We start from the raw sequence: 3,831 nt of genomic DNA, 5'->3' as shown, positions 1-3,831 counted from the left end.
TTAATCAACCGAATGGTCAACGGATAACGATACCGCTCTCCGCCATTGGCCTTCACCGCGGCGATGATGGTCATCACCAACCAGAAGATACCGATGATCGGCAACAGCAGACCGCCGATGACCACAAACATCAGCAGGAAGGCAATAAAGCCGGCAATGGAAATGGTGATGTTGAAGTTCAATGCTTCCTTGCCCTGGTCATCGACAAAGGCACTTTCATCTTTCTTGACCAGCCACATGATCAGTGGCCCCAGGATATTCCCGAACGGCACCACCAGACCCGCCAGCGCCAAGAGGTGGCAGGCAAGGCCCAGGCTGCGTTCTTCCGGTTTGGGTTCGCTCTGGGTCTGTTCCAGATCCGACATTATTCGCTCCTTGATAACGATGTTGGCTTGATGATGTTACTGACGGATGGTGCGTCGATTCGGTAAGGGCTGCTCGCTGTTGGAGCGGAACGGATTGATGTCGATGCCTCCCCGGCGCGTAAAGCGACCATAAACGGTCAGGTGGCGCGGGGAGCACTGGCGCATCAGGTCCACGAACATCTGCTCGATAATCTGTTCATGAAACCCCTGGTGATTTCGCAGGGACACCACATAACGCAGAAAACTGGCCGGGCTGATGGCGCGACCGGTGTAGCGCACCACCACCGTGGCCCAGTCCGGCTGGTTGGTTACCGGGCAATGGCTACGTAACAAGTGGGAATAAAGCTGGCCAGTCTGCTCGGCCCCCTGGTCGCACAGCAGCAGGTCGGGCCGGTATTCATAGTGCTCAAACCCGATATCGATGTTATCCACGCACTGACCACGATCTTCCCAGACCGAAAAACCGGCGGACTCTTCCAGGGAATACAGCAACACTTCCATATTGCCGCCCACGGTCTGGGCCACATCCTTTTCAATGGCAGCCCGTACCTTGTCTCGACTTTCAAAACGGGTGTTGGCAAAGGAATTCAGATACAGCTTGAGCGACTTGGATTCCACAATATTGGGGGTAGTACAGGGAATACGCAGCTCGCACAGGGCCACCACCGGTTTGCCTTTTTCATTGAGCCAGGACAGCTCGTAGGCATTCCAGATATCCGTGCCGTGGAACGGCAGGCTGGTATCTTCATTACCCAGCTCTTCCAGCTCCAGGGATTCCCGCGCATCCCAGCGCGGCACCGGGCACAACAACGAGGGCATGTACTCATCCACATAATCGGTGGACCGCCCCAGTGGCGTTTCCTTCAAATAACTCATGATTACCTCTTGGCACACCCGTCCATGGATTATATTCCCATCATAATCCGATTGTTTAGTGGCGAATACCCGTACCCCGTTGCAACAGCCACAGTGCCAGCAGATAGAACGCCACCACAAACATCAGGATCGCTCCCAGTGACGCGTAGACATTCACATCACTGACACCCAGCACGCCGTAACGGAAGGCATTGACCATGTAAACGATGGGGTTCGCCAGGCTCACTGTCCGCCAGAATTCTGGCAGTAGATCGATGGAATAGAACACCCCGCCCAGGTAGGTCAGCGGCGTCAGAATAAAGGTGGGCACGATGGAAATATCATCGAACTTGTTGGCAAAGATGGCGTTGATGAAGCCGCCCAGGGCAAACAGGGCCGCCGTCAGTATCACCACGGTGATGGTAATCAGCAGGTGCTGCATGGACAGATGAGTGAAGAACAGACTGAGCAGGCTGACGATCAGGCCCACCAGCATCCCGCGCACCATACCGCCGACAATAAAGCCATTGAGGATCACGTGGGCCGGCATGGGCGACACCAGCATCTCTTCAATGGAATGCTGGAACTTGGTGGAAAAGAACGAGCTCACCACATTGCCGTAGCTGTTCTGTATCACGCTCATCATGATCAGGCCGGGGACGATGTACTGCATGTAATTAAACCCGCCCATCTCACCGATGCGGCTCCCGATGAGATTGCCGAAGATCACGAAGTACAGGGTCATGGTGATCGCCGGAGGCAGCAATGTCTGCGGCCATATCCGGGTAAAACGACGGATTTCCTTGGTAACGATGGTGAGAAAGGCCACCCACTGTTGGTATGCACTCATGATGCCTGCTCCCCGGGCAGGTTCTGCTCCACCAGTCGCACAAACAATTCCTCCAGCCGGTTGGCCTTGTTACGCATACTCATCACTTCGAAGTGCTGATCCGCCAACGCCACAAACAGGGTGTTGAGGCTTTGTGATTTGGGTACCGCCACTTCCAGCGTTCGGGAATCTTTCAGCCACACCTCGAACCCCTCCAGCACCGGCTCCTCGGTGACCGGCCGGGCCAGATCCAGAATAAAGGTTTCCACCTGCAGTTTTTCCAGCAGGGATTTCATGTCGGTATTTTCCACGATGGTGCCGTGATCAATGATGGCAATGTGGCGACACAGGGATTCCGCCTCTTCCAGATAATGCGTGGTGAGAATGATCGTTTTGCCTTCACCGTTGATGCGGGTAAGGAAATCCCACATGGAACGGCGCAGCTCGATATCCACGCCGGCGGTGGGCTCATCCAGGATCAGCAGTTCCGGTTCATGCACCAGCGCCCGGGCGATCATCAACCTGCGCTTCATGCCGCCGGACAGGGTCCGTGACTGTTTGTCGCGCTTTTCCCACAGGCCCAGCTGGCGCAGGTATTTCTCTGCCCGTTCACGAGCCAAGGGCGCGGGGATGCCATAAAAACCCGCCTGGGTGACGACGATGTCGAACACCTTTTCAAACTGGTTGAAGTTGAATTCCTGGGGCACCACGCCAATTTTCTGCTTGGCCAGGGCCCGTTCGGTATCCAGGGAATAACCAAAGATGCTCACCTCCCCGCCGGTCTTGTTCACCAGGGAGCTGATTACACCAATGGTGGTGGACTTGCCTGCCCCGTTGGGGCCCAGCAGGGCAAAGAAATCGCCCTTCTCCACCTGAAGATCAATGCCTTTCAGCGCCTGCACGCCGTTTGCATAGGTCTTGGTCAGATTACGAATCGTCAGAGCAGACAAGGATTACCTCGCCAAATAGTCGAATGGATGGTGAAGAGAGAGATCAGTGGTCCAGAACCCGATGGCCATGCTCACCACGCCAGACCCAGTGCATCTGCCCGCCGCTGAACCATACCCACAGCCCTTCCATCATCCAGGGCCAGTCTTCTTCGCTGATGCGGCGACGACCATGCAACTCGGCCACCAGCACCGCCAGAATGGTGTCATGGGTCACGTGAACATTGAGATGACCACTGGCCGGTTCACGGGCTTTCAGATAAGCCGCCAGCTTGCTGCGCCCTTCCGCCGGGGACAGCATGCCCTCGAACGGCTCCTGAAGATGCTGGTTGAGAAACCGGAAGGCCCCCATTTTCAGAAAGGTGGGCCCCACCTGATTCAGGTCCTCCACATAGCACCCGGGTTCCACCAGGGTGGTATCTGTAGTCACCTCGGGGATATCCGCAATCAGCCCCGCCTTGCGGGCACCTTCTGCCATGGCGATGGCAGTATTCACGCAGCGCCCCACCGGGCTGGAATAGAACGCCTCCACCGGCCGCGCCAGCTGGGTGCCCCATTCGCGGGCCATTTCGATGCCCTCCGGAGTCAACGGCAGCCGATAGTCGGCAAAGCCATTCTTGGCCAGCTCACGCACGGAATGCCGCGTCAGCAGATGGACAGGCTTGTCCTTCGGCAACAGGTTGAGGGCTTCCAGCAATCGGGGGTGTAGGCGGGCCATAGTCTCTTCGCTTTCGGTCAGACCCTAGTGTACGAACGGTCGGTGTGAAAGCAAATAAACAGGCCGGAAACGACGAAGGGACCCGAAAGGGTCCCTTCTGATTTGGAGCGGGAAACG

The 3,831-nt window shown here is 56.5% G+C and carries 5 protein-coding genes; all 5 read right to left on the bottom strand.

Going from position 1 to position 3,831, the window contains the following annotated elements:
- A partial coding sequence (locus tag HUJ17_RS12140; RefSeq protein WP_290510937.1) for a DUF4870 domain-containing protein occupies nucleotides 1-365 on the bottom strand: 365 nt, incomplete at its 3' end.
- A 36-nt stretch (nucleotides 366-401) separates the two neighbouring features.
- The gene (gene queF / locus HUJ17_RS12135) at nucleotides 402-1,241 is read right to left on the bottom strand and encodes an NADPH-dependent 7-cyano-7-deazaguanine reductase QueF (RefSeq protein ID WP_290510936.1); all 840 of its coding nucleotides are present in this window, start codon (nucleotides 1,239-1,241) and stop codon (nucleotides 402-404) included.
- Nucleotides 1,242-1,296: 55 nt separating this feature from the next.
- On the bottom strand, nucleotides 1,297-2,070 hold the full coding sequence (locus HUJ17_RS12130) for an ABC transporter permease (RefSeq protein WP_063508572.1): 774 nt from the start codon (nucleotides 2,068-2,070) through the stop codon (nucleotides 1,297-1,299).
- Nucleotides 2,067-2,999, bottom strand: coding sequence for an ABC transporter ATP-binding protein (locus tag HUJ17_RS12125; RefSeq protein WP_062817812.1), 933 nt, complete (start codon nucleotides 2,997-2,999; stop codon nucleotides 2,067-2,069). Before HUJ17_RS12125 ends, HUJ17_RS12130 begins: the two co-directional genes overlap by 4 nt.
- Nucleotides 3,000-3,042: 43 nt before the next feature.
- Entirely contained in the window at nucleotides 3,043-3,714 is a 672-nt protein-coding gene (locus HUJ17_RS12120) for a histidine phosphatase family protein (RefSeq protein WP_290510935.1), read from the bottom strand.
- Between the last annotated feature and the right edge of the window lie 117 nt (nucleotides 3,715-3,831).

This window comes from Alcanivorax sp. (assembly GCF_014762765.1).
GTDB lineage: Bacteria > Pseudomonadota > Gammaproteobacteria > Pseudomonadales > Alcanivoracaceae > Alcanivorax.
Note: the sequence above shows the minus strand (reverse complement) of the source record. Positions and strands in the feature narration are given on the sequence as shown.

Bases quoted from the DNA above. Each gene is read 5' to 3' on its own strand.
- queF (WP_290510936.1), bottom strand. From the start codon at position 1,241: ATGAGTTATTTGAAGGAAACGCCACTGGGGCGGTCCACCGATTATGTG.
- HUJ17_RS12130 (WP_063508572.1), bottom strand. From the start codon at position 2,070: ATGAGTGCATACCAACAGTGGGTGGCCTTTCTCACCATCGTTACCAAG.
- HUJ17_RS12120 (WP_290510935.1), bottom strand. From the start codon at position 3,714: ATGGCCCGCCTACACCCCCGATTGCTGGAAGCCCTCAACCTGTTGCCG.